General features: G+C 58.7%; 19 protein-coding genes. 6 read left to right on the top strand and 13 right to left on the bottom strand.

Going from position 1 to position 20,940, the window contains the following annotated elements; all coding sequences use genetic code 11:
• Positions 1 to 124 precede the first annotated feature (124 nt).
• Complete coding sequence (locus tag GJU83_RS07460; protein ID WP_069182114.1) at positions 125 to 3,892, top strand: DUF1631 family protein; 3,768 nt, start codon at positions 125 to 127, stop codon at positions 3,890 to 3,892.
• 18 nt (positions 3,893 to 3,910) lie between these two features.
• Entirely contained in the window at positions 3,911 to 4,777 is an 867-nt protein-coding gene (locus tag GJU83_RS07455; protein ID WP_069182113.1) for a phosphoribulokinase, read from the top strand.
• Between the two features lie 4 nt (positions 4,778 to 4,781).
• On the opposite strand, the gene GJU83_RS07450 is transcribed toward GJU83_RS07455, so the two are convergent.
• The 3 genes from GJU83_RS07450 to GJU83_RS07440 form a co-directional block, all read right to left on the bottom strand.
• Complete coding sequence (locus GJU83_RS07450; RefSeq protein ID WP_069182112.1) at positions 4,782 to 5,630, bottom strand: pirin family protein; 849 nt, start codon at positions 5,628 to 5,630, stop codon at positions 4,782 to 4,784.
• A gap of 135 nt (positions 5,631 to 5,765) precedes the next feature.
• Positions 5,766 to 6,560: an adenosylmethionine decarboxylase gene (speD, locus tag GJU83_RS07445; RefSeq protein WP_069182111.1), complete on the bottom strand. Its 795-nt coding sequence runs from the start codon at positions 6,558 to 6,560 to the stop codon at positions 5,766 to 5,768.
• Positions 6,561 to 6,808: 248 nt separating this feature from the next.
• A complete protein-coding gene (locus GJU83_RS07440; protein ID WP_069182110.1) occupies positions 6,809 to 7,231 on the bottom strand; it encodes an OsmC family protein in 423 nt (140 codons plus the stop codon).
• Positions 7,232 to 7,496: 265 nt separating this feature from the next.
• Between GJU83_RS07440 and crp the strand changes: the two genes are divergently transcribed.
• Entirely contained in the window at positions 7,497 to 8,138 is a 642-nt protein-coding gene (crp, locus tag GJU83_RS07435) for a cAMP-activated global transcriptional regulator CRP (RefSeq protein WP_007153756.1), read from the top strand.
• 98 nt (positions 8,139 to 8,236) lie between these two features.
• Here the strand turns inward: crp and modC are convergent, their stop codons facing one another.
• The 6 genes from modC to GJU83_RS07405 all read right to left on the bottom strand — a co-directional run bounded on the left by modC (position 8,237) and on the right by GJU83_RS07405 (position 13,557).
• A complete protein-coding gene (gene modC, locus GJU83_RS07430; RefSeq protein WP_069182109.1) occupies positions 8,237 to 9,319 on the bottom strand; it encodes a molybdenum ABC transporter ATP-binding protein in 1,083 nt (360 codons plus the stop codon).
• Positions 9,316 to 9,996, bottom strand: coding sequence for a molybdate ABC transporter permease subunit (modB, locus tag GJU83_RS07425; RefSeq protein ID WP_069182108.1), 681 nt, complete (start codon positions 9,994 to 9,996; stop codon positions 9,316 to 9,318). Before modB ends, modC begins: the two co-directional genes overlap by 4 nt.
• On the bottom strand, positions 9,996 to 10,745 hold the full coding sequence (gene modA / locus GJU83_RS07420; protein WP_228715182.1) for a molybdate ABC transporter substrate-binding protein: 750 nt from the start codon (positions 10,743 to 10,745) through the stop codon (positions 9,996 to 9,998). Before modA ends, modB begins: the two co-directional genes overlap by 1 nt.
• 45 nt (positions 10,746 to 10,790) lie before the next feature.
• Positions 10,791 to 11,756: an alpha/beta hydrolase gene (locus GJU83_RS07415; protein ID WP_227514421.1), complete on the bottom strand. Its 966-nt coding sequence runs from the start codon at positions 11,754 to 11,756 to the stop codon at positions 10,791 to 10,793.
• Entirely contained in the window at positions 11,716 to 12,702 is a 987-nt protein-coding gene (locus GJU83_RS07410) for a sterol desaturase family protein (RefSeq protein WP_069182107.1), read from the bottom strand. The genes GJU83_RS07415 and GJU83_RS07410 overlap by 41 nt, the downstream gene beginning before the upstream one ends.
• Positions 12,703 to 12,810: 108 nt before the next feature.
• The gene (locus GJU83_RS07405) at positions 12,811 to 13,557 is read right to left on the bottom strand and encodes a glutathione S-transferase family protein (RefSeq protein WP_069182106.1); all 747 of its coding nucleotides are present in this window, start codon (positions 13,555 to 13,557) and stop codon (positions 12,811 to 12,813) included.
• Between the two features lie 139 nt (positions 13,558 to 13,696).
• Between GJU83_RS07405 and GJU83_RS07400 the strand changes: the two genes are divergently transcribed.
• A complete protein-coding gene (locus tag GJU83_RS07400; protein ID WP_227514420.1) occupies positions 13,697 to 14,671 on the top strand; it encodes an META domain-containing protein in 975 nt (324 codons plus the stop codon).
• Here GJU83_RS07400 and GJU83_RS07395 read toward each other — a convergent pair.
• From GJU83_RS07395 to GJU83_RS07380, 4 genes are all read right to left on the bottom strand, one after another.
• Positions 14,647 to 15,489 (bottom strand): substrate-binding periplasmic protein, encoded by an 843-nt coding sequence (locus GJU83_RS07395; protein WP_069182104.1) that lies wholly within the window; start codon positions 15,487 to 15,489, stop codon positions 14,647 to 14,649. The two genes, GJU83_RS07400 and GJU83_RS07395, sit on opposite strands and share 25 nt — an antisense overlap.
• Before the next feature lie 71 nt (positions 15,490 to 15,560).
• Positions 15,561 to 16,619 (bottom strand): quaternary amine ABC transporter ATP-binding protein, encoded by a 1,059-nt coding sequence (locus GJU83_RS07390; RefSeq protein ID WP_069182103.1) that lies wholly within the window; start codon positions 16,617 to 16,619, stop codon positions 15,561 to 15,563.
• A gap of 10 nt (positions 16,620 to 16,629) precedes the next feature.
• A complete protein-coding gene (locus tag GJU83_RS07385; protein WP_069182102.1) occupies positions 16,630 to 17,664 on the bottom strand; it encodes an ABC transporter permease in 1,035 nt (344 codons plus the stop codon).
• Positions 17,665 to 17,760: 96 nt separating this feature from the next.
• Positions 17,761 to 18,726: an ABC transporter substrate-binding protein gene (locus GJU83_RS07380; protein WP_069182101.1), complete on the bottom strand. Its 966-nt coding sequence runs from the start codon at positions 18,724 to 18,726 to the stop codon at positions 17,761 to 17,763.
• Between the two features lie 299 nt (positions 18,727 to 19,025).
• Here GJU83_RS07380 and GJU83_RS07375 point away from each other — a divergent pair, with 299 nt between their 5' ends.
• Positions 19,026 to 20,126, top strand: coding sequence for a M14 family zinc carboxypeptidase (locus GJU83_RS07375; protein ID WP_069182100.1), 1,101 nt, complete (start codon positions 19,026 to 19,028; stop codon positions 20,124 to 20,126).
• 41 nt (positions 20,127 to 20,167) lie between these two features.
• Positions 20,168 to 20,902, top strand: a complete 735-nt coding sequence (locus tag GJU83_RS07370; protein WP_069182099.1) for an alpha/beta fold hydrolase — start codon at positions 20,168 to 20,170, stop codon at positions 20,900 to 20,902.
• Positions 20,903 to 20,940 lie beyond the last annotated feature (38 nt).

Below are 20,940 nucleotides of genomic sequence, written 5' to 3'. Positions count from 1 at the left end.
CTATAGTACAATCATGGTCTCTATAGTAGCAGCCGGTGGCATCCGCCATCGTTTCAGGGACGTGAGTCGGTACCGGGCAGTGTCTCTGGTGACTGTTCCGGCTTTGCGAGATATCAGGTAGTTCATGGATCCGAGAGAACGTCGTAGCAGCCCCCGCCAACCTATCAAGCTTGCCGCTCAGATTGATTTGGGAACCGGAGAGGCGTGGCCGTGCCAGATCGCCGATTTTTGTGCAGAGGGCCTTTTCGTTCGCTATTCGAGTGAAACCTCGAAGAAGCTGGATCGGGCGTTTGCGTCCGGCACGCCGCCGGAACTGGTGGTACGTTTTCGTGGCCTGGATGGCGCCCGCCGCCATGAACTGCACGTCAGTATTGTCCGGCGGATTGATGGCGCCATGGGGGTCAATTTCAGCCGCCCGAACCCGGAAGCGGTTGATGCCATGCTGCAGCAATGCGGCGGCTCCCGCCGTCAGGATCGTTCCTCTCTCCGGGCGCCCAGCGACCGGATCCAGTTTGTTCTGCATCAGTCTGCCAAGGCGGTGATCCATTTCATCGAGCCGTTGATGGACGCCTGTTTTGTGCAGATGGTGGAGGGCCTGAAACAGGCGGCCCAGAAAGCCTCAAACGATCAGCAGGCGAATGAATACATGGATGCCTCGGGGCAGATCCAGGCCCGGCAACGGGTCATCTGGCACCAGATGGCGCGAAGCCTGGAATCGCCCTTGAAGCCCGCCCCCAAAGGCTTTCCCGGCTCCGAACTCTCGGTGGTGGACAAAGGCGAGTTCGAGGACTGGCTGACCATCCGGGTGATGGTGACCAAGGCGGATACCCAGTACCGCGGCGACCTTCTGCAGCTCAAGCTCCGGCTGGACAAACTTGGCATCGCTAATGCCACGGGCCACCACAACCCCCTCGGACCATCCCTGGTCTGTGAAGCCTTCCACAATGGACTCAATCAGCTCAAGGCTTCCCGGGAGGTGGAGAAAGTCTGCCTGCGGGTCTTCGAGCAGACCGTGCTGCAGCAGTTGGGGCCTCTTTACAAGGAGCTCAACGATATCCTGATTCGACACGGCGTTTTGCCGGACCTGGATCTCAGCAAGTATCTGAGCGAGCAGGCCGGGGCGAAGCCGGAGCAAAAGAAGGAGACGGTTCAGCCAGAGCCGGTTTCGGCGGAGAGTGCTCCTGACGCATCGGAACCAGCCCCAAAGGCGGAGCAGGACAGCGACATATCGGCGCAACCTCGCCGCAAACCCGGAATGCTGGGTGGCGAATTCCGGGGCTATGCCCAGGCCGCGCAGACTGCATTCGCAACTGTACGCAATCTTCTCAATACCCTGAGTGCGAGCCGTGTGGCCCGGGGCGATCCGGAACCCATGCCGTTCCAGCCAAACGCCAGACCACTGTCGTCCGGAGAGCTCCAGCGAGAACTCCAGCAGTTGCAGTCACAGGCCGTCGAAGCCGGGGAGGAGCTCGCGCCGTTAAAAGACCGGGTGGTAGAGAAGGTCAAGGCGAGCGGTGACAACAGGCTGGATGAAGAACAGCAGGATACGGTTGATGTGGTCGACCGCTTTTTCAAGTCGGTGGTGGAAAGCCCCAAACTCAGTGAATATGCCCAGCAGCGCATGCGGCAGCTGGAAGTGCCCGTTCTGAAAGTGGTCATGAGGGACCCCGCGTTCTTTGATGACCAGGACAGCCCGGTACGAGGAGTGATGAACCGCCTGGCCCAATTGGGGGTCAAGGGTGGGCGTATTAATCCGGTTGTTCAGCGACGGGTTGATGAGCTGGTACAGCGGATCACCACCGACTTCGAGCAGGACACCGGGGTTTTTGAGAGCACAGTCCAGGAGCTGGATGTCCTGATCGATCGCCAGAATCTCGTCTATCGCAGGAATGTCGAGCGGGTAACCGCAGCCGCGGAGGGCGCTCAGAAGGTAGCCGAGTCCAAGAAGGCTGTGGCCGACGTGCTGGACCAGAAGCTGGGCGGGCGTAAGGTGCCCAAGGCGGTGCTGAGCCTGTTGGACGGCGGATGGCGTGATCTGCTCTCGCTGACCTGGATCCGACAGGGGCCTGACAGCCAGCTCTGGCAGGATTACCTGGCGGTGATTGATTCCCTGCTGTCGTTCGCCGACGATCCCAACAGTACGATTAACCTGCCGGAATTGCTGCGGGTCATTCAGGATGGCCTGGCTTCCATTTCCAGTAACCATATGCCGTCATCCCAGATCCGTGACGAGCTCAAGCAGTTCCTGGTTCGCAGCCCGGAAAAAAGCCCCGAGCTGGTTGAGGTACCGCAGGCCAAGCCGGAGCAGCCGGACACGAAAAAACTGTCCGATCGTGAACAGCGCAGCCTTCAGCGCTGGATCAATCGGGCCCAGCAACTGCGCACCGGTGACTGGCTGCGGGACCAGGAAAACCCCAAGGAGCCCCAGTATATCCGTCTGGTCTGGATTGCCCGTGGCTTCAGCCGGTTCGTTTTTGTGAACCATCAGGGCATGCGGGTGGTGGAGCTCGAGCTTGAGGCCCTGGCCCGTCAGATGCGCAAGGGGATTATCGTCCCCGATAGTCAGTACGAGCGACCACTGGTGGATGAAAGCATCGACCGCATGGTTCGCAAGGTCTACGACCAGCTGTCCTGGGCTTCCACCCATGATGAGCTAACGGGACTTCTGGGGCGCCGGGAGTTCGAACGGATGCTGGATCAGCAACTGGCCCGTCGGGAAGACGAGCGCTCCCTGGTGCGTCTGGATCTCCGCCGTTTCCGCCTGCTGAACGATACTGCCGGCTACCAGGCCGGCGACGAGACCCTCAAACGGGTGGCGGATATTCTGCGCAGTCACGTGGGGGATGGTATGCCTGTGGCCAGGCTGGCGGGCAATGAGTTTGCCATGCTGGTGCCCTCCGAGAGTGCCAGTGATGCCGCCAGGGATCTGGTCAAGGCAGTGGAGGCCGCCGAGTTCAGATTTGGCGGCAGGGATTACCGGCTTTCTGCCAGCGCCGGCGTCGTTCCCACCTTGCCGGCACTGGTCAGTGCCGAACGCTGGTTGCGGGCTTCTGAAGAGGCCCTGGCAGCTTCCCGGCAGCAGGGTCATGGAAAGGTGTCGGAGTATGCGCTTGATGCCGGGGATCAGGCCCGCCAGGAACAGATTGCCGCCAAGGTTGCCAGTCTCAGTGATTTGAATGAGGAACGCATGTTGCTGCGTTGCCAGAAGATCATACCTCTGCACGCCAAAGCCTCCATGGCGGCGCAGTACGAGGTGCTGATCAGCATGTACGATGACGACGGCAACCTCATTACCGGTCGGGACTTTGTTCGGATGGCCGAGCGTTATGACCGTATGCAGGCGGTGGATCGCTGGGTGGTCGGCCACATGCTGGACTGGCTCAGGGAGCAGGCACCGGACCCACGGCATTTTGGTGGTGTCTGCATCAACCTGTCCGGTTACTCCATGAACGATCAATCGCTGCTGGAGTTCATCTACGAGAAGCTGAGTGAGAAGGATGCGCCCATAGAGCGGTTGTGGTTCGAGCTGACCGAAGCCTCGGCGATCAACGACGTCCAGTCAGTCGCGGATTTCATTATCGAGATGAAAGAACTCGGATGCCGGTTCTGTCTGGGCAACTTCGGTAGTGGCCCAAGCTCGTTCGAGTTCATGCGTTCCCTGCCCGTGGATCTGATCAAGATTGACAGTGCCTTTACCGGCCAGCTGGCAACCAGCGAGACCGATCGGGCAATGGTGCGCTCTATGGTGGATATGGCCCATTACATGCGTCGGGAAGTGATTGCTTCCCAGGTTGAGTCCCGGGACGTCCTGGACATGCTCAGGCAGCTGGGTGTCGACTATGCCCAGGGCTTCGTGGTCGAGAAGCCCCGTTTACTCGACAGTCTTACCTGATTCCGGCAATCTGCCCCTATGTCAAAACGCCATCCGATCATAGCGGTAACCGGTTCATCCGGTGCGGGAACCACCACCACCGGCCAGATTTTCAGCCGGATGTTCGCCAGTGAAGGGCTGAACGCCGCCATGGTCAGCGGGGACAGCTTCCACCGTTACAACCGTGAACAGATGGCCAGGCTCGCTGCGAAGGGCCAGTTCGGTGAACGTAACCACTTTGCGCTGGCGGCCAATCACATCGACAAGCTCGAAGCCCTTTTCTACGATTATGGTCACACCGGTAACGGCCGTTACAGGCAATATGTCCACGACGAGGACCGACGGCTGGTGGAAGCCGGACACAAGCCCGGAACCTTCACGCCCTGGGGGCCCTTACCCCCGGACACGGATTTGCTGTTTTACGAGGGGCTGCATGGCGGCGTCGTCAGCGAAACCTGCAATATTGCCCAGTACGTGGACCTGTTGATCGGAGTGGTGCCCATTGTGAACCTCGAATGGATCCAGAAGATCCACCGGGACACCCACAAGCGGGGATACAGCCAGGAAGCGGTGGTGGAAACCATCATCAACCGCATGGATGACTATGTTCACGATATCGTTCCCCAGTTTTCTCATACCCACATCAACTTCCAGCGCATTCCACTGGTGGACACGTCCAATCCCTTTGTTGTCCGGGACGTTCCGACCGAGGACGAGAGCATGCTGGTTATCCGGTTCCGCGATCAATCTGAAGTGGATTTTCCTTACCTGCTGCAGGTGATCTCTGGCAGCAGCCTTTCCCGACACGACACCCTCGTGATTCCGGGCACAAAAATGCCGCTGGCCATGGACCTGATTGTCAGGCCCATGGTGCAGCGGCTGATGGCAAGAAAGCCATTCGCCTGATCCGTCAGGCCGTCAGTCGGCCGTCCCGGTAATCCCGAAGCGTCTGCTCAATTTCCTCCCGGGTATTCATCACGAACGGGCCGTACTGGACCACAGGTTCACCAATGGGCTTGCCGGCGATCAGCAGCAGGCGCGTCCCAGATTCTCCGGCAGTGAGAGCAATCCGGTCTCCGTTGTCACCCAGAATGTTGGCAGCGCTGCGTTGAAGTGCGCGATCGGCCAGGTTGGCGGTGCCCTCGTACAGGTACAGCATGGCATTGTGACCCTCCGGAACCGGCAGCGTCACACTTGCACCCGATTCGAGGTGGATGTCAGCGTAGATTGGCTGGGTGCTTCGATCCGCTACTGAGCCCTCGTGAAGCTGGCCCTCGATCTCCATGTTGCCGGCGATGAGCTTCACCTTGCCGCCTTCAAAGACGATCTCAGGGATCTCTTCCGGCTGGATATCGCGGTAACCCGCTTCTGTCATTTTCTCTGCCGCGGGCAGATTCAGCCAGAGCTGGAAACCCCGCATCACGCCTTCTTCCTGCTGCGGCATTTCCGAGTGAATGATCCCACGGCCGGCGGTCATCCACTGAACGCCGCCATTGCGCAGGTCGCCGCGGTTCCCCAGGTGATCCTCGTGCAGCATGTGCCCCTCGATCATATAGGTCACCGTCTCGAAACCCCGGTGAGGGTGCGATGGAAAACCGGCGATATAGTCGGCGGCCTCGGCGGAGCCGAACTCGTCCAGCATCAGGAACGGATCCAGGCGGATATTCTGTTGCTGGCCGATGGAGCGCTTGATGCGCACGCCGGCACCGTCGGAAGTTTCCAGGGCTGGAATAATCTGTTTCAGGGAGCGCAGGGTCATGGTGTCCTCCTCTCGTTAGCTCATGACTCCATTAAAACGGCAGACGAGGGGAGAATAAAACGCAGAATTCTGGCGGGTGACATCAAAAAAACTGAAGGACCCGTGACGCCCCGGGCGGAGCGTCACGGGAGGCGATCATTCGACGTTGCGGGAATAGAAAATCTCAAGCATTTCACGGCGCAGGCGGTCTTCGATGGACTGTGCTTCCGCCGGGTCGAGATCACTGGCGTTTACCCCGAAGACATAGTTATCGAGATTGAAGTTTTTCAGCATCATCTTGGTGTGGAACAGGTTTTCCTGGTACACGTTCACATCGATCATCTGATACGCGTTCTGGGTATCCTCGGTCAGATAGTTCTGGATCGAATTGATGTCGTGATCAATGTAGTGTTTGGTACCGTCCACATCGCGGGTAAAGCCGCGAACCCGGTAGTCCACAGTGACGACATCAGAATCGAAGCTGTGGATCAGGTAGTTCAGCACTTTCAGCGGTGAGATCAGACCACAGGTGGAGACATCGATGTCAGCCCGGAAGGTGCTTACGCCATCATGGGGGTGGCTTTCCGGGTAGGTGTGCACGGTGACGTGGCTCTTGTCCAGGTGCGCAACGATGGTATCCGGCAGCGGCCCCGGGGATTCCTCGTTGTCCGGTTCTTCGCCATTGGTCAGTTCATGCTCGGCAATCAGCATGGTGACCGAAGCGCCGTGTGGCTCGTAATCCTGGCGCGCAATGTTCAGGACGTTGGCGCCAATGATTTTGACCACGTCGGTCAGAATCTGGGTGAGACGCTCGGCGTTGTACATCTCATCGATGTAGTCAATGTAGGCCTTGCGTTGCTCTTCGGTCTGCGCATAACAGATGTCGTAGATGTTAAAGCTCAGGGATTTGGTCAGGTTGTTAAAACCATGCAGCTGGAGTTTTGATTCCATGCTCAGCCCCTCCGGATCGTGGAGATGAATGACTGCAGAGCTGCATTGCTGCGCTCTGCCGAGGCCGCCACCGACTACTGACCGGGTTGTTCACCTTTTGCGCAGACCGGCGGAGAGGGTGCGTATTATGCACACCGCAAGTGACGTTGAATAGTATTTGCAATGACATTTTAGCATCCGTGATTTCAGCTGCATTCGACCCACGGAATCTGGCCCATGGATGGTGTCGAAGCGCCTTGTCAGGCCTGCTATTCTGCCTCATGCACCTCATAGGTGTGACTGATCTCAACGCCCGCCTTTTCCAGCATGATGGAAGCTGAGCAATATTTTTCCGCCGACAGGCTGACGGCCCGCTTGACCAGGTTCTCCTTGAGGTTTTTGCCGGTTACCACGAAATGCAGGTGAATGCGGGTAAACACGGCGGGCACCGCGTCGGCACGCTCTGCCTCAAGTTCGGCATGGCAGGTGGTCACGTCCTGGCGGCTTTTCTTCAGGATGCTCATGACATCAAACGCAGAGCAGCCTCCCAGACCCATCAGCAGCATTTCCATTGGGCGCGGACCCAGGTTCTGGCCGCCGTGGTCCGGTGGACCATCCAGCTGGACACTGTGGCCGCTGCCGCTGGTGGCTTTAAAACTGGCGTTGCCGGTCCAGTCAATGGTTGCTTTCATGGGACGACTCTCCGTTGTAATAAGACGGGACCAACACTTGCGGTGGCCCGGATGAAAATGATCTGTGACGGGATGCTAGCACAACCGGCCTCGCCAGGCAGGCTGATCCCGGATACATGTTGTATACTCTTTCCGGTTGCCCGCAACAGACCTTCTTGTTATAAGTTGCGCAGTTTTGCAGTAAAAAAGAACGAACCCGCAAGGAAAGCCGGGTGCATAAAAAACATTGGGACCCGCCAGTATCTGAGGAGGCACGACTCGCATTATGGCCACTATCGTCAAGCCGGTTGAGCAGAAAACCAAGCATCTCGACTATTTCCTTTCGCAGTGTCATCGTCGTCGTTACCCAGCCAAGAGCACGATTATCTATGCCGGTGACAAGAGCGATTCACTGTTCTACATCGTCAAGGGATCAGTAACCGTCATCATTGAGGATGATGATGGTCGCGAGATGATCATGGCCTATCTGAACGCCGGCGACTTCTTCGGTGAGATGGGCCTGTTTGACAACATGGATTCCCGCAGTGCCTGGGTGAAGGCGAAAACCGAGTGCGAGGTGGCGGAGATCAGCTACACCAAATTCCGGGAAATCGCCCAGCAGGATCCAAGGGTCCTGTACTTCATTGGCGAACAGATGGCCTCGCGACTGCGCCAGACTACCCGTAAGGTCGGCGACCTGGCGTTCCTGGATGTCACCGGCCGTGTTGCCCGTACACTGCTGGACCTGTGCAAGGAACCGGATGCCATGACTCACCCGGATGGAATGCAGATCAAGATCACGCGCCAGGAAATCGGGCGGATCGTCGGCTGTTCCCGGGAGATGGTTGGTCGGGTGCTGAAAACGCTGGAGGATCAGGGACTGGTGCGCGTCAAGGGCAAGACCATGGTGGTCTACGGCACGCGCTGAGCGTTATTGCTGTTCATCCTGTTTTTGAAAAGACCGCTATCAACAGCGGTCTTTTTGCGTTTGGCAGCCACCATCCTGGCCGGCTGTGACCGCCAGCGCTACCCTATCACGGCAACGGATTTGATCTGCAACCAGACGTTCATGCCTGGCTCAAGACCGAGCTGGGCGACGGCCCTGGAGGTCAGTCTGGACAATATTGGCGTCGGTCCTGCCAGAAGTCGCACCAGGCTGATGCCAGGAGCAATATCCGGGTCGATCTGGTCGATGACCGCAGGCACCAGGTTCTGGATGCTCTGGTCGGAATTTTCGCTCAGGGCCAGACTGACGTCCCGGGCCAACACTCGAACCCGAACGCGGTCTCCGGGCTTTACGCGATGCTCACACCGTAACCAGAGCTGGCCGCCCTCGAACCGGAACAGTGCCAGGTGCCAGTGATCGTCAAGTTCGATAATCTGGCCTTCCAGCAAGGCACCAGCGTCGTCCTGAACGCGAAAAGGATTATCGATGCCTGCCAGTGTTTCCCGCAGTGGCCCCTGGGCAACCACACGACCTTCCTCCAGCATCACAATATGATCCGCCAACCGGGCAACTTCTTCGGTTGAATGGGAAACGTAGATGATCGGAATGGCCAGCGTATCGTGCAGTCGTTCAAGATACGGGAGAATTTCCTGTTTGCTGTTGAGGTCCAGGGCGGACAACGGCTCATCCATCAGCAACAGCCGGGGACTGGTCAGCAGAGCCCTGGCGATTGCCACCCGCTGGCGTTCACCTCCAGAGAGGCCGACAGGCATGCGGTCCAGGTGTGATTCCAGGCCAAGCCAACGTACTGCCTCGTCGAACCCGATCTGCCGGTCGCCAGCCGGGATGCGCCGGTACCCGAATTCCAGGTTCCTGCGCACGTTCAGGTGAGGGAACAGGTGGGTTTCCTGGAATACATAAGCCAGAGGCCGTTTATGGACTGGTCGAACGAACGTCTCGGTTTGCCAGGGTTCGCCGAGAACGGTCATGGAACCCGGGGCACTTTGCAGGCCCGCCATGCACCGTAGCAGGGTGGTTTTGCCACACCCGGAGTGCCCGAACAGCGCGGAGATGCCTGTGCCTGGCAGGGTTATGTCAACGTCCAGGCTGAAGCCGGGGAACGTGCATTGGAAGCGGGCGTCGATGGTGCTGGAGGCGGTCATCTGATCGCTCCGGAGCGGGCTTTGCCGTTCAGCGCATAGAGCGTTACCAGAACCACGAATGAAAACACCACCATGCCGGCGGACAGCCAATGGGCCTCGGTGTATTCCAGCGACTCCACATGGTCGTAGATGGCAACCGACAGTACCTTGGTTTCACCCGGAATGTTGCCGCCGATCATCAGGATCACCCCGAACTCGCCAATGGTATGGGCGAAGGTTAATACGGCGGCGGTCAGGAAGCCGTTCCGGGCCAGGGGCACGGCAACGAACAGAAACCGGTCCCAGGGCGCTGCGCGGAGAGTGGAAGCGACCTCCAGGAAACCCTCCCCGACGGCCTCGAACGCGTTCTGAAGGGGCTGGACGGTGAAGGGCAGGGAATAGATGACCGACGCGACCACCAGACCCTCGAAGGTAAACGGCAGCAGACCGATACCCAACGACTGGGTCAGTTGGCCAACCCAGCCTTCCGGCCCCATGACCAGTAACAGATAGAACCCCAGCACAGTGGGCGGAAGAACCAGGGGCAGTGCTACGACGGCCGCAATCGGTTGACGAAGCCAGTGTCGGGTTCGCGCCAGCCACCAGGCAATGGGGGTGCCGATCAGTAAAAGCAGCAGGGTTGTCGTCGTGGCCAGCCTGAGTGTCAGCCAGACCGGGTCCCAGTAGGTTTCAAGCATCAGTTGGCCGTGTCGTACCCGTAGTTTCGGATGATGGTGGTTGCGGTGTCTGATTTCAGGAAATCCATCCAGGCCTTGGCCGCGGCTTTGTCTGCACCGTGTTGCAACAGGATGGCCTGTTGGTCAATGGGCTGATAATAGGCCTGGGGTATGTGCCACAGTGTGCCATCATCTTCGTGCCAGGCCTTGATTTGGGACAGGGCCACGAAGCCTGCCTGGGCGTTGCGGATGACCACAAACTGGAAAGTCTGGGCGATGGAGTCCCCCCGGACCAGTTTGTGTTGCAGGGCCTCCCAGTGATTCAGGTGCTCCAGAACCTGTTGTGCAGCAAGACCGTAGGGAGCGGTTTTCGGGTTGGCAATGGCCAGCCGCGAAAACGGCTGGCGGGCAAGATAGTCTTCGGCATTGTCAAAGGCGGCGACCGTGGGGCTCCACAGAGCCAGTTTGCCCCGGGCGTAGGTGAAGCGGGTGCCAGGAACGCCCGCCTGTTCTTCCTCAATCAGTGCCGGTCGTAGAGCGTCTGCGGCCATGAAAACATCAAACGGGGCGCCGTTTTTGATCTGGGCGTAAAGCTTGCCCGTGGAGCCGTAGCTTGCTGAAACGGTATGACCGGTTTCGGTTTCAAAGCGCTTGGCCAGTTCCCGGGTGGTGTCGGTAAAGTTGGCGGCGACGCCGAGACTGACCTCGCCCGCCACTGCTCCGGCAATCGCGGAGCCGGACACCACAAACAGTATTAGGGTACGGAAGATCCTGCGGCCTCGAGGATAACCCACACAACATCCTTATTCGTTCAATCATTGATGGCAAGTGTCCGGGAGTGACATCCCTGGTTGCTCTGACGTCCACGGCGACTCCGAGGTCAGGCACAGGGACCGGAGATACTCCCAGACCTCCTCCCGGTTGGTTTCGTTGAGCATCTCATGACGCCCGCCTTCAAACAATCGCAGGGTCACATGCTCCACCCCCGCTTCGCGGATTGTCTGGAAATGTCGGCGTACGCCACGCCCCATCTCACCAACCGCATCTGCGGTGCCGGAAAACAGGTGCACGGGAAGATCTTTCCGGAAGGCAGACGGCGCAAGCGCTAGCATACCACCAATAAAGTCCCACCAGAGGCCAACCGTGCAATCGAATCCGCACAGAGGGTCGGCAACGTAGAGGTCCACCTGGTCCGGATCGCGGCTGAGCCAGTCGGCCCCGGTTCGGTTCGGGCGGAACTTGCGATTGAACTGCTCAAAGGTCATTCGGGCCACCAGACCGCTGCGGTGCCGCTTGCCACGAACCAGTCGAATCAGGCCGATCAGGGTCCTGGACGCCACTAGATGGCCCCGGTCAATCCGGTTGGTGGCGCTGAGAATCAGGGCGTCCAGCTGGTCGCCATGGGTCTGGGCATAGGCCTGGGCGATAAAGGAACCCATGCTGTGGCCCAGCAGGTTGACTGGCAGCCGCGGGAATTGCGCGCGGGCGTGTTGAACAACCAGGTGCAGGTCGGCAAGCACACAGGCCCAGCCACCCTGGTCGGAATAGTGTCCCAGGCTCTCGGGAGGGCAACTCCGACCATGGCCGCGGTGGTGGTAGGTGATGACCGCAATGCCGTTTTCGCCAAGCCAGTGGGCCAGTGGTTGGTAACGGTCGCCGTGTTCGGCCATGCCATGGCTGATGATGAGAATGGCGCTTAGTGTCGCCGGGGTAAAGACTGTGCCGGTTATCGTGTGGTCATCACCGGCGTTCAGCGTCAGGGGATGTTCGTTGATTGTCACGGCCCGTTTCCTTGTTATTTTTCACTGTGGCCGGGCGTTGCCACTCCGGCGGTTTCCATAGGTGGGTGAGGCGAGACAATAATCCGCCTGGCTGTGCCATGTCGCGGAACAGGTCCACGTATTCGTGGGTCCAGAGCACAATCAGGTTGTTGGAGCGGACGGGCCGAGTGATGCCATACTCGGGCGGATGCTGGGCGTCTTCGTCAACAAAGGTGCCGAACAACCTGTCCCACAGGATCAGGGTGCCGCCGTAATTCCGGTCGATGTAGCCGGGGTTGCGGCCATGATGAACCCGGTGGTGACTCGGGGTGTTGAAAACAAGTTCAAGCCAGCGGGGCAGCTTCCCGACCAGTGTGGTGTGAATGAAGAACTGGTACACCAGTGACAGTGCATAGGCCACACCGATCCAGACAGGGTTGAGCCCCAGCAGTGCCAGGGGTAGATAGAAAATCCACATGCCGTTGAAAATGTTGGTGGCATTCTGGCGCATGGCGGTGGAGAAGTTCATCCGCTCGGAGGAGTGGTGCACCACATGGGCGGCCCAGAACCAGCGTACCCTGTGACTGGCCCGGTGCATCCAGTAGAAACAGAAATCCACGCCCACAAAGGTCAGCAGGACCGTGAACCCGTTCAGCTCCAGGTCAAATAGCCGATAGTGATAGCACAGGGCGTAGACAGGAAACGCAATCAGCCCGGCGAAGAGCAGCTCGGTAACCTGATAGCCGGCACCCAGGGCGAAGTTCCGAATCGCTTCACGGCTATCCATCAGCCGCGGATCGTGGCGAATCTTCAGGTATTCCCAAAGTGTAACGGCCACGAAGACGGGGGTGGCGATCACAAAGATCAGCTGCCGTTCATCCAGCGCCAGCCAGGGAGAGGTCGCCTTCCAGAGGGCAAGCAGGCCGCTTTCTTCCAGTACGGCCAGCATCATGTCGGTCAGAGCCATCGAATTCCTGCCGGGTTCCATTGGTAACAGGACCATTCTCGCACGCAGCTGGGCCAACGGAATGTCGGTTCACGCCAGATTGGCTGGCGATTTCCGACAGGATCCGATTCAGTCTGGCCGGCGATTATCACTGTAGACTTTCTCCAGGGCCCGGATCTGAGGTTGCCACTGGTCCAGCCAGGTCTTGATGTCTTTGGGAATCCGGGCAGGTTTCGGCCAGGGAACCGGGTACTGCGCTGGCTGGAACATGGGTGCAAACAGGGCGGCGGCCGTGAGGTCGGCGCGGGTGAACTGATTGCCAACCAGGAACGGGCGCTCGGCATAGATCGCTGCCAGCTCAGTGAGAAGATCCTCCATGACCTGCCTGGATTTTTCTGAAGTTTTCTCGTTGATCTTCATCCACTGACGCATCACTTCATCAACCCGGCTGAAGGCCAGGCTGAGCAGAATCCTGTTATAGAAGGGCGTGCCGGCAGCCAGCATGGGCACTACGATTTTGGGTCGCTGCAGGAAGTGGTGGTAGGAGTAGCAGCGAATGGCGGGGCCCGCTTCTTCGTCCAGTCGCCGTTCACAGGCCAGCGCCTGCTCGCGAAGGTCCGGATCCTCCGGTGTCAGGGAATGCTCGGGAAAGGCCTGATCCAGGTAATCCAGGATGGCCGCCGAGCCCTGGACCACCTGACCATCGTGCTCCAGCACCGGGACCGAAGAAGCCTGGCCGGTCAGCTTCCGGATGGTTTTTACATGCTGTCCGGGCAGCAGGTTTACCGTTTCGTAGTTCAGCCCCTTGTATTCCAGGGCCCAGCGAATTTTCTCGCAGTAGTGGGAAATGGCAAATTGGTACAGTTTCAGTGCCATGGGCTTGTCTCCTCGGTTCAGCGTTCTAGCATACTGTCGGTGAGGCGCGAGAAGAAGCCTCGTCGAATACTCGCGGTGGCCTCGCCAGTCGTTGGGTTCTAGAATGTAGCCCGAAAACATGCCTACAAGGGAACTGACCATGCACTCACGACGAGTATTGATGTTGTCCGTCGTTACGGCCTCGGGCCTTGCTCTTTCCGCCTGCTCTTCTCTACCCGAAACCAGTCAGCCGGTTTCCGGAAGCTATGCCTGCGGGCAACTTGATATCGCGGTATCCGGGAGCGAGAACAGCGATCTGATCAGTGTGGACTATCTGGATCGGCGGATTTTGCTCAAGCCGGAAGTGAGCGCGTCGGGGGCCTTGTATGTTGCCCCGGGTGATGACCAGACCCGTTTCTGGAACAAAGGTGAAAAAGCGACCCTGACCATACGTGGGCAGACTTACCCGGAGTGCCTGCAGCCAGGTGATCTGGAAATGCCATTCGAGGCGCGGGGCAATGAGCCTTTCTGGCACGCGACGATTGAGGGCAGCGAGCTCTTGTTAACACGCCCGTTCGAGGAACAGCGCACCCGTCGTGTTCCGGTTGGAGTGAAAACAGCCAACCGCCACGGACGGGAATTTGCGGCGACACTGGATGACCTGCCCATCACGCTCACGGTGGCCCGGCAGCTTTGCGAAGACAGTATGTCCGGAGCGCAATACCCGGCACAGGTGCGCCTGACGGTCGGCGATGATGAATACACCGGGTGTGGTGGGGATCGGCAACGGCTCTTGCGCGGTGCGGTCTGGGTTGTCGAGGACCTAGCTGGTGCCGGCATCATCGATCGGTCGCGGATCACCATTGAGTTTCTTGAGGACAACCGTATGGCCGGTCGAGCCTCGTGCAACGGGTACACCGGCAGCTACCAGCTCAGGGGCGAGGGCATCGTAGTCGGACCCGTCGCATCGACCCGCATGGCCTGCGCGCCCTCGCTGATGAACCAGGAGGATCGGTTCCTCAGCCTGCTGGATCAGGTGAGTTCAGTGCGTATTGGGCAACATGGTGAGCTGCTTCTGTCGACGGCCGACGGCAAGACAATCAAGGCGTTTCAGTCTGACCACGATACGCCGTAACGAGCCAGGATCTCTGATACCCGCCCGCTCCTTTGCAGTGCTCTTGCTCCTTCAGACAGGAGTGTTGCGAGCTGGGTGGAATCACGGCCGACCGGTGAAAACGCCACGTAGATCGGTGACTCGTGGATTACCGCAGCCATTCTCAGGCTCTCGGTGTCGCCTTCCTGCTGCAACTGCCAGTTCATTACGTACCGATCCTCCGGGAATACGTCAGACCGCTGCTGATGCAGGAGTTCAATCGCCCTGCTGAGTGGCGCCGGGCCCGACAGTATCCAGACCCGTTCCGGGTCATCCTGGTGGCGCTCGATATATCGGTTCAATACCGGCGAATAGGCATAGCCATTGATTGCAAGCAGTGTGAGCTCGCTGAGCGACTCTATGCCACCGTACTGCCAATCGTTGTCCGGGTGGGTGTAAAGCGCAATCGTTGAGTAGCCGGTTGCGGCGTCCGGGAATACAAAGTCCGGTGCGTCCCCCGGAAGGGCCCCGACAACAGCATCAATATAGCCGTCCCGGGCCTGTTGCAGGGCCCGAGCCCAACTCATGTTGACATACTCCACATCGATACCTGCCAGGCTGAACGCTTCCCTGGCGATATCGATCATGTAGCCTTCGTGCTCGGAACCGGCCTCACAATTATGGGGGCACCACGGATCGGCGGCGATGACAACGCGCTGGCGCGGATTTGAGGGTGCCGGTGCCGCGGGAGCGTTCTTCGTTGCCTTTGCTGCTGTTTCAGGAACCAGTGGTGGCGGGTCCTCTGGCTGCGAGCAGGCGACAAGAAAGAACGCAATGAAAAGAGCCAGGGTTTTTGCCATGGTAATAAAACCGGGATGCCGATACCGTCGGCTTTCCCTGAAGCATAGACCCTGGATGTCATTTTGTAATGCTAGGCCGCGGTTTTGTCCCGTTCGGCAGATGCCGCGGTTGGCACGAGCGCCTTGGCCAGATCCTTCATGTGCAGGGTGCCAACGTGCTGTCCGTCCCGCACAACCCGGAAATTCAGGGACATGTCACCATCCGATTTCAGCAGAATCGACTCAAGATTGTCTTTTTCCGAGATATCGCCGGCAAACTCTGAGTCAGCGTCGTCCGGCGGGCTCATCACAGAACGAACCCTGAGCACCCGCGCCCGGTTGATATCGCTGATGAAGTCGACAATGTAGGGGTCGCCGGGATTGAGCAGAATCTCCTGGGGATCGCCCTGTTGTACCACCTCACCGTCTTTCAGAATGACCAGATGGTCCGCCAGCTTCAGGGCTTCATCCAGATCGTGGGTGATAAATACGATGGTTTTCTGCAACTCTTCCTGCAGCTCCAGTAACAGATCCTGCATGTCGGAGCGAATCAGCGGGTCCAGTGCCGAGAAGGCTTCGTCCATCAGCATGATCGGGGCATCGGACACCAGGGCCCGGGCGATACCCACGCGCTGCTGCATGCCACCGGACAACTGGTGAGGATACTGGTATTCATTGCCTTCCAGGCCAACCCGCGCGAGCCATTTCCGGGCATCGGCCTCAAAATCCGCGGTTGTGTAGCCGCGAATGTCCTTGGCCATGCCGGCGTTCTCGAGCACGGTTTTGTGGGGCAGCAGTGCAAACTTCTGGAATACCATCGACATCCGCTCACGACGCAGCTTTCGAAGCTGCTCCTCGGTGTAGCTCATGATGTCTTCACCGTCGACATGGATTTCGCCAGCGGTGGGGTCGATCAGCCGGTTCAGGTGGCGGATCAGAGTGGATTTTCCGGAGCCGGACAGGCCCATGATTACGGTGATCTCGCCATCATGCATGTCGACGTTGATATCCCGAAGGCCAAGGACGTGTCGCTGCTGTTCCAGCAACTCGGCTTTGCCCATGCCCTTGCGAACGTGCTCCAGGGCAACATCCGGGGTCGGGCCGAAGATCTTGTAAAGGTTTCGGATCGAAATCTTGATGTCTTTTGCCATGGGGCGTTCCTCACTGCTTCTGGGAGACGTTGATTCGTGCCAGGGACGCCTTGGTTACCCGGTCGAGAATAACCGCCAGGATAACGATGCCAAGGCCGGATACCAGGCCAACACCCAGCTCCAGGTTGCGGATACCCCGAAGTACCAGAACGCCAAGCCCGGGCGCCGATACCAGGGATGCGATGACGACCATGGCAAGACTCATCATGATGGTCTGGTTGACCCCGGCCATGATGTTGGGGAGCGCCAACGGGATCTGTACCTTGTAGAGTTTCTGTCGGGGCGTCATGCCAAAGGCGTCTGCAGCCTCAATCACGTCTTTGTCCACCAGGCGGATGCCCAGATTCGTCAGCCGGATTACCGGAACTATGGCGTAGAGGATGATGGCGATACCGTACAGCTTCGATTCGGTGACACTGAACAGGAAGATAAGCGGGATCAGGTACACGAAAGGTGGCAGTGTCTGCAGCATGTCCAGAATCGGCACGATCATGCGCTGCAAGGTGTTGCTTCGTGCCATGGCAATGCCTATGGGAACACCCAGTAATACGCACAGGAAGGCGCATACAAAGATGATCGCGAGGGTTTGCATGGCGTAATCATAATGGTCGATAAACGCCAGCAACACGATACTGCCGCCGACGAAGAGCATCAATTTCCAGGATTTTGTGACCAGGTAAACAACCGCCAGTAACAGTGGAATCACGATCCACCAGGGCGTGTTCAGCATGGCGTAAAGCGCCCCGTCCAGGAACCAGCTGAGTGGCTGGGTTATTGGATCTAGAACCAGGCTCAGACTGTCCTTTACGGCCAGAAATCCCTGCTCCAGACCCTTGGTGAGTTCCCGGGACTGGGGAAAAGCGGCACAGGATTCGTTCAGTGCGTCCATGGATGGAAACGGGAGTTCCCATATTGAGGCCGGCTCGGCGCTCTCTCCCTTGTTTTTATTCAGCAAATCGGCCATCGACATAGGGCCGCTGCTCTGGCCTTCCGAACACCACTGCTCGAGGCCCAGTGATGAAAAAAGTGAATCGTAGGTTGCCATGGGCAGTCAGTCTCTCCTGCGCGCGTCTGCAATCAGAACGGTTGTCGGGAAACGGCCCGGGACATCCCAGCGGGTGTCCCGGGCGGGGCAGGTCGATCAGTTAAGAACGTTGGCCAACCGCTCTCTCGCAGAGTCGTTGAGCCAGGTTGACCACTCGTCGCTGTTATTGGTGAGGTAGTAAACTGCAGCTTCTTCGCCGGAGGCGTTGTTCGCGTCCATCCAGGCCAGAATGCCGCTCATGGTCTCGGTTTTGAAGGTCAGCTTGCTGAGCATCTCGGCCACTTCCGGCTCGCGGTCTTTGAAGTCAGTGGTTACTGACGTCAGGATTGTGGCCGCAGGGAAGTCTGAAACACCCGGGTTATCGACATCCGGTGTCTGGTTTTTCTGGTGCACGTCCGGTTTGATCTCGCCCAGGTCAACCCGGGTCATGTCGTACTTGCCGAGAGGAACGGTGGGGCCCCAGTAGTAGCCGAACCAGGGTTCCTCATTCTGGACAGCAGACGCCATGGAGGATGCGAGGGTCTCGCCGGAACCATGGTTGAATACCTCAATGCCGGACTCTTCCAGATCCAGGGCGCGGATCAGGTTGTCGCTGACAACACGGCAGCCCCAGCCGTCCGGGCAGTTGTTGAAACGGCCGCCAACGAGCTCGGGGTTGGCCATCACGCCTTCGATGGTTTTCAGTTCCGGGTGCTCTTCCGCAAGGTAAGTCGGAATCCACCAGCCTTCAACGCCGCCCGGATCCAGGACTTTGCCGAGGCGCTCGACCTTGCCCTGCTCTTCAAGGCGCAGGTAGGCCTCGCCCGCGGAGTTGAGCCACAGCTCGGTGACGATGTCGGGCTCGCCATTCTCGGCAACCGAGGTGACAGCCGGGACGGTATCGGAAGGGACAATGGTGACGTCACAACCGTAACCCTGCTCCATGATAAAGGTGGCCACGTTGGTGACGACCGTGTTGGATGCCCAGCCCATTTCGGTGATGGATACTTCGCCGCAATCAGCCTGGGCGGCGACGGGTACGGATAGCGCGCAAAGCAGTGCAGCAGACTTTAGCTTTCGCATAGTCACTTCTCCTTCTTCAGGGTTTGTGATTTTTGAAGGGTGTGGTCGGTGTTAGTTCCGATACAGGGGTGCCGCGATCCGGACGGAACGGGAGAACAGCCGTTTTATGGTCGCTGTTATGGTCGAACAAATCAGAACATCTCGGTTAATACCTAATATTAGGATAACGAACCTCAGCTTAGTTACAAGGGCGTATTCCAAATGTATCTATAAAACAGACAGATTATGCGCTCCGATAGCTGTCAATAAGCTGTAGCAATCAGCGGCTACACTCCGCGGATCTGATACCGGAGATTGCCATGACAGAGCTGCGCGACCTGACGCCTCACACGTCGATTACCCAGGAGCAGGGCAGCCGTGATGGTCGCCAGCGGAGACTGTTACGAACCTTTCTCCCGGAGCTGATCGGCCTTGAACGTCTGCTGGCAGAGGCACCGGAACTCGTAACCACGCAAGTGCTTGATTGCATTGCCCTGAAGGATTTGTCGCTACCCATCTACCGGGTCGACATCGGCTCATCCCGAGCGGATGTGCCGGCGGTATTGATTGTGGGGGGCGTGCATGGGCTGGAGCGAATTGGCAGTCAGGTGGTGATGGCGTGGCTGAAGTCGCTGCTCGCCCGGGTAACCTGGGACGAGCATCTGGCCGGATTGCTGCAGAAAGTACGCATTACCCTTTTGCCGATTCTCAATCCGGGCGGCATGTACCTGAACCAGCGCAGTAATCCCAATGGTGTGGATCTGATGCGCAACGCGCCGATTACTGCCCAGGACCGCAGTGCGTTCCTGATCGGGGGGCAGCGCATCTCCCCCCGCCTGCCGTGGTACACCGGCGATCCGGAGCAGGGCATGGAGCCTGAAAACCAGGCGCTGGAGGCCGTGATAGAGGAATTATTGCCCGGCCGACCGTTTAGCGTGGCGCTGGACTGTCATTCCGGTTTCGGTATGCAGGACCAGATCTGGTTTCCTTATGCCTACCGGCGGCGACCGATGCGCCGGATTGCTTCGGTCATGGCGCTGAAACTGATCTGGGAGCAGGCTTATCCCAACCACGATTACCGGTTTGAGCCCCAGTCCCGGCATTACCTGACACACGGTGATTTATGGGACTACTTCTACAAGCAGGTCAATCGTGAAAATGCCGGGGTTTTTCTGCCTCTCACCCTGGAAATGGGGTCCTGGCGATGGATCCGCAAGCGCCCGCGCCAGTTGCTTCGACTGGATGGCTTTTTCAACCCCCTGGTTCCCCATCGCCACAAGCGGGTTTTACGCAGCCACCTGGCCTGGATGGATTTTCTGGTTAACGCCGCGGCCAGCCATGAGAACTGGTTGCCGGTTCGCGAAGAGGAGTCCATGCTGAGGGAAGCCGCGATCATGCACTGGTATCGCGATTCGAATTAGCGATTCGGTGGGCCCGGGCACTCATCAAACGGAACACTTGTATGCACTGGATTCTGTTGCGGGGGCTGACGCGGGAACACGCGCACTGGGGAAACTTTCCGTCCCGTCTGCGTGAGGCGTTTCCCGATCAACTTTTCCATACGGTCGATCTGCCCGGAACGGGAGTGCACTATCTGGAAAACAGCCCGTCAACCGTGGCCGCCATCCGGCAGAAGGTCTCCAGGCAGGTCAGCCATATTCCCGGTCCATTCAGTATCCTGGCACTCTCGATGGGCGGCATGGTGGCCCTTGATTGGGCCCAGCATGTCCCAGAGGGTCAGATTCAGAACCTGGTGCTGATCAATACCAGTTCGGGTTTTAGTCCACCCTGGCAGCGCATGCGGCCGGGCGCCTGGCCTCGGGTGCTACGACTCCTGGGGCGCAGAGAGCTGTTTGATCGCGAGCGGGACATCCTCAGACTTACTTCCAATCGAGAGGTCCCCTTGTCGCTGGCAAAGCAGTGGTACAGCATTCAGCGACGACGCCCTGTCAATCCCAGGAACGCCCTCAACCAGTTGACGGCGGCCGCCCGCTACAAGCCTGATGAAAAACGACCGATGCCAGACGCTCTTTTGCTGGCCAGTCGGGGTGATCGCATTGTTCACTGGCGCTGCAGTGCCGCGCTGGAAGAACGCTGGCAATGGACCATGAAACTGCATCCTGATGCCGGGCATGATCTTCCGCTGGACGACCCGGAGTGGATTATCCAGCAGCTCCGCAACTGGCTGCCCCGGTAACGCCGGTTGCTTGACGCAACTCTTCTTTCCCGTCAGTC

The organism is Marinobacter salsuginis, assembly GCF_009617755.1.
Classification (GTDB): Bacteria; Pseudomonadota; Gammaproteobacteria; order Pseudomonadales; family Oleiphilaceae; genus Marinobacter; species Marinobacter salsuginis.
This window is presented reverse-complemented; position numbering and strand designations above follow the sequence as displayed.

What these genes read in the sequence shown, in the direction of transcription:
- crp (WP_007153756.1), top strand. Translation starts at nt 7,497, where the DNA reads ATGGCCACTATCGTCAAGCCGGTTGAGCAGAAAACCAAGCATCTCGAC.
- modC (WP_069182109.1), bottom strand. Translation starts at nt 9,319, where the DNA reads ATGACCGCCTCCAGCACCATCGACGCCCGCTTCCAATGCACGTTCCCC.
- GJU83_RS07460 (WP_069182114.1), top strand. Translation starts at nt 125, where the DNA reads ATGGATCCGAGAGAACGTCGTAGCAGCCCCCGCCAACCTATCAAGCTT.
- GJU83_RS07375 (WP_069182100.1), top strand. Translation starts at nt 19,026, where the DNA reads ATGACAGAGCTGCGCGACCTGACGCCTCACACGTCGATTACCCAGGAG.
- GJU83_RS07440 (WP_069182110.1), bottom strand. Translation starts at nt 7,231, where the DNA reads ATGAAAGCAACCATTGACTGGACCGGCAACGCCAGTTTTAAAGCCACC.
- GJU83_RS07385 (WP_069182102.1), bottom strand. Translation starts at nt 17,664, where the DNA reads ATGGCAACCTACGATTCACTTTTTTCATCACTGGGCCTCGAGCAGTGG.
- GJU83_RS07410 (WP_069182107.1), bottom strand. Translation starts at nt 12,702, where the DNA reads ATGGCTCTGACCGACATGATGCTGGCCGTACTGGAAGAAAGCGGCCTG.
- GJU83_RS07390 (WP_069182103.1), bottom strand. Translation starts at nt 16,619, where the DNA reads ATGGCAAAAGACATCAAGATTTCGATCCGAAACCTTTACAAGATCTTC.
- modB (WP_069182108.1), bottom strand. Translation starts at nt 9,996, where the DNA reads ATGCTTGAAACCTACTGGGACCCGGTCTGGCTGACACTCAGGCTGGCC.
- GJU83_RS07380 (WP_069182101.1), bottom strand. Translation starts at nt 18,726, where the DNA reads ATGCGAAAGCTAAAGTCTGCTGCACTGCTTTGCGCGCTATCCGTACCC.
- speD (WP_069182111.1), bottom strand. Translation starts at nt 6,560, where the DNA reads ATGGAATCAAAACTCCAGCTGCATGGTTTTAACAACCTGACCAAATCC.
- GJU83_RS07370 (WP_069182099.1), top strand. Translation starts at nt 20,168, where the DNA reads ATGCACTGGATTCTGTTGCGGGGGCTGACGCGGGAACACGCGCACTGG.
- GJU83_RS07395 (WP_069182104.1), bottom strand. Translation starts at nt 15,489, where the DNA reads ATGGCAAAAACCCTGGCTCTTTTCATTGCGTTCTTTCTTGTCGCCTGC.
- GJU83_RS07405 (WP_069182106.1), bottom strand. Translation starts at nt 13,557, where the DNA reads ATGGCACTGAAACTGTACCAATTTGCCATTTCCCACTACTGCGAGAAA.
- GJU83_RS07455 (WP_069182113.1), top strand. Translation starts at nt 3,911, where the DNA reads ATGTCAAAACGCCATCCGATCATAGCGGTAACCGGTTCATCCGGTGCG.
- GJU83_RS07450 (WP_069182112.1), bottom strand. Translation starts at nt 5,630, where the DNA reads ATGACCCTGCGCTCCCTGAAACAGATTATTCCAGCCCTGGAAACTTCC.
- GJU83_RS07400 (WP_227514420.1), top strand. Translation starts at nt 13,697, where the DNA reads ATGCACTCACGACGAGTATTGATGTTGTCCGTCGTTACGGCCTCGGGC.